The organism is Lamprobacter sp. (genome assembly GCF_034860625.1).
Classification (GTDB): domain Bacteria; phylum Pseudomonadota; class Gammaproteobacteria; order Chromatiales; family Chromatiaceae; genus Lamprobacter.
The window spans coordinates 1-2,012 of the sequence record NZ_JAYESN010000409.1; the positions used below are offsets into that span (position 1 = coordinate 1).

The following is a 2,012-nucleotide window of genomic DNA, read 5'->3' on the forward strand; positions in this document are numbered from 1 at the left end:
TTCAAAGAACCAGAATTCCAACCCACCTTGGCGGCCAGACCGTCCCCGTAACTGAATGGTTCGGGATCGGGAACTTTGCGCCTTGACCGTATCTCGTATGAGATACAGAATAGCCAAATTCAGGAGGTTCTATCATGGCGAACACATCGATGCTACATGTCCGTGTAGATGACGACATCAAGGCTCAGGCCAGCGAGGCGCTGGCGGCCATGGGGCTGTCGGTTTCGGATGCCGTGCGGATTCTGCTCAAGCGCGTGGTCAACGATCAGGCTTTTCCGCTGGAGCTGAAGGTACCCAATGCCCAGACCCGTGCGGCCATGGAAGAATCGCGAGCGATGATGAAAGCACGCTCGGCCCGTTTCCAGTCCGCCGACGCGCTCTTCGATGACCTCGAAAAAAGCCGCAAGCAGTAAACGACCCTCGTTACCACGGGCAGCCGACTACGCCAAGGCATTCCGGAAGGACTGGGAGCGGCTGTCCCGTTCCGGGCGCTACGACATGAAGCGACTCAAGCAAGCGATGCTGCTGCTCATTGCCAACGATGCGCCACTCGGGCCTGAATGGCTGGACCACCCACTCAAGGGCGACTGGGCCGATCACCGGGAATGCCACATCGGCGGCGACTTCCTGCTGATCTACCAGGTCGAGGGTAAGACCATCAATTTCGTGCGTGCCGGCACCCACGCCGATTTATTTGAAGCGTGACCAGCAATTCCCGCTGGTCGCTTTGGGTATCGCGCAGGGGATTGCAAGACTTGACCCCGTTCCCGCGGTCAGCGAGCAGACCCTGTAGGCGCCTTCAAGCCGCAGGCCGCCGGTGAGCACCCGAAAGGCCTCGGGGCCACTGCGCAGAAACAGATAGATCGGGTGGTCGGTCTTCATGCCGGGCAGGATAGCCGACTGCGGCCCTGATGGGCGCCTTGAGTGACCCTGGTCATCGCTACCGGTCGAGTGATTTGCTGCCGGTTGAGCCTGAAACCTTATTTCACAGGCACCGATGCCATTGGCGCAGGCGCTCGTCGCGGGGCTCGGTGGTGGTCTCATCAGTCATGGAGCGCGTATAGCGGCTCGCCCGCCACATCATCATCGTTCAGGTGGTGCGTCCTGGGTTTCGCGCTTTGTACAATGCGCAGACGCAGAGGCCTGGAGACCGCAAGCCAATCAACCTGCAAGACCATCCATCACCCGAAGCCAAGCGACAGATCCTCAACGCGGTCTCGATCCTCCATTTCCCGTATCGCATCGGACGAGAATCGCGCACCAAGCTGATCAACGGCCGCGTCGGCCGCATCGAACGGCCCAAGTTCGGTAACGAAGCCCCCAACAACGACCTCCACCTGGTCGATAGCGGCACCCGGATGAACATCTCGCGCGAGCACTGCTCCTTCATTGAAGACGCCGGTAGCTACAAAACCCCCTATCTAGACCGATTCATCGTCCTCAGCGACGCAGCAGGCGCAGAGGGAACCTCGATACCGCAGGCCGTCAGCCGCTCAGCAAGCGCCTGACGCTTTTGCTCAAAGCCCGCCTGATACAGCGGATAGCCACAGCCCGTCTCCAGGGTGTCAACCAGTTCCAGCTCACCAGCAAACAGCCCGATCGAGCGGCAGGAGCCAGAGAAATCACCAAACAGGGGGTTAATGGTGACCCGTCCCTGTTTTTCCCGGTCTAGCTGACGCTCAATGATCCCCACGTTGCTTGGCCAGCCAAACCTCGATGGTGGCCGGATCGAGCCCCTTGAGTCGTTCCTCCGGATCAAGCCCCTTGAGTCGCTCCTCCGGATCGTAGCGTTTGAGGACTTCATCAGGCGGTAGCCCCTTGAGCCGCTCTTCTGGGGTCATGTTGGCAAGCACCAGCTCATGGGTCTCGCGTAGAAAGTCTTCCATGGTGTAGGCCATGTCAGGGTTCTCCTGGTGGTAGATCAGGTAGAGGCGTTCAAGCAGTTCGCCGTGCCCGCCGCGGCGAGGCTTTGGGTAGCGCGCGCGATAATGGATCAGCCCTTGGCGCAGCCG

Annotated in this window: 4 protein-coding genes and 1 pseudogene; 3 read left to right on the top strand and 2 right to left on the bottom strand. The window is 60.1% G+C overall.

Going from position 1 to position 2,012, the window contains the following annotated elements; genetic code table 11:
• Window positions 1–134 precede the first annotated feature (134 nt).
• Complete coding sequence (locus tag VBE63_RS28160) at window positions 135–413, top strand: type II toxin-antitoxin system RelB/DinJ family antitoxin (protein WP_323686294.1); 279 nt, start codon at window positions 135–137, stop codon at window positions 411–413.
• Window positions 385–705, top strand: coding sequence for a type II toxin-antitoxin system YafQ family toxin (locus VBE63_RS28165; RefSeq protein WP_323686295.1), 321 nt, complete (start codon window positions 385–387; stop codon window positions 703–705). Before VBE63_RS28160 ends, VBE63_RS28165 begins: the two co-directional genes overlap by 29 nt.
• Here the strand turns inward: VBE63_RS28165 and VBE63_RS28170 are convergent.
• Window positions 691–882, bottom strand: a complete 192-nt coding sequence (locus tag VBE63_RS28170; protein WP_323686297.1) for a hypothetical protein — start codon at window positions 880–882, stop codon at window positions 691–693. The two genes, VBE63_RS28165 and VBE63_RS28170, sit on opposite strands and share 15 nt — an antisense overlap.
• Window positions 883–1,097: 215 nt before the next feature.
• Between VBE63_RS28170 and VBE63_RS28175 the strand changes: the two genes are divergently transcribed.
• On the top strand, window positions 1,098–1,508 hold the full coding sequence (locus tag VBE63_RS28175) for a hypothetical protein (RefSeq protein ID WP_323686296.1): 411 nt from the start codon (window positions 1,098–1,100) through the stop codon (window positions 1,506–1,508).
• A 171-nt stretch (window positions 1,509–1,679) separates the two neighbouring features.
• Here VBE63_RS28175 and VBE63_RS28180 read toward each other — a convergent pair.
• Window positions 1,680–2,012: pseudogene (locus VBE63_RS28180) on the bottom strand (hypothetical protein); the annotation flags it as partial.

What these genes read in the sequence shown, in the direction of transcription:
- VBE63_RS28160 (WP_323686294.1), top strand. Translation starts at nt 135, where the DNA reads ATGGCGAACACATCGATGCTACATGTCCGTGTAGATGACGACATCAAG.
- VBE63_RS28165 (WP_323686295.1), top strand. Translation starts at nt 385, where the DNA reads ATGACCTCGAAAAAAGCCGCAAGCAGTAAACGACCCTCGTTACCACGG.
- VBE63_RS28170 (WP_323686297.1), bottom strand. Translation starts at nt 882, where the DNA reads ATGAAGACCGACCACCCGATCTATCTGTTTCTGCGCAGTGGCCCCGAG.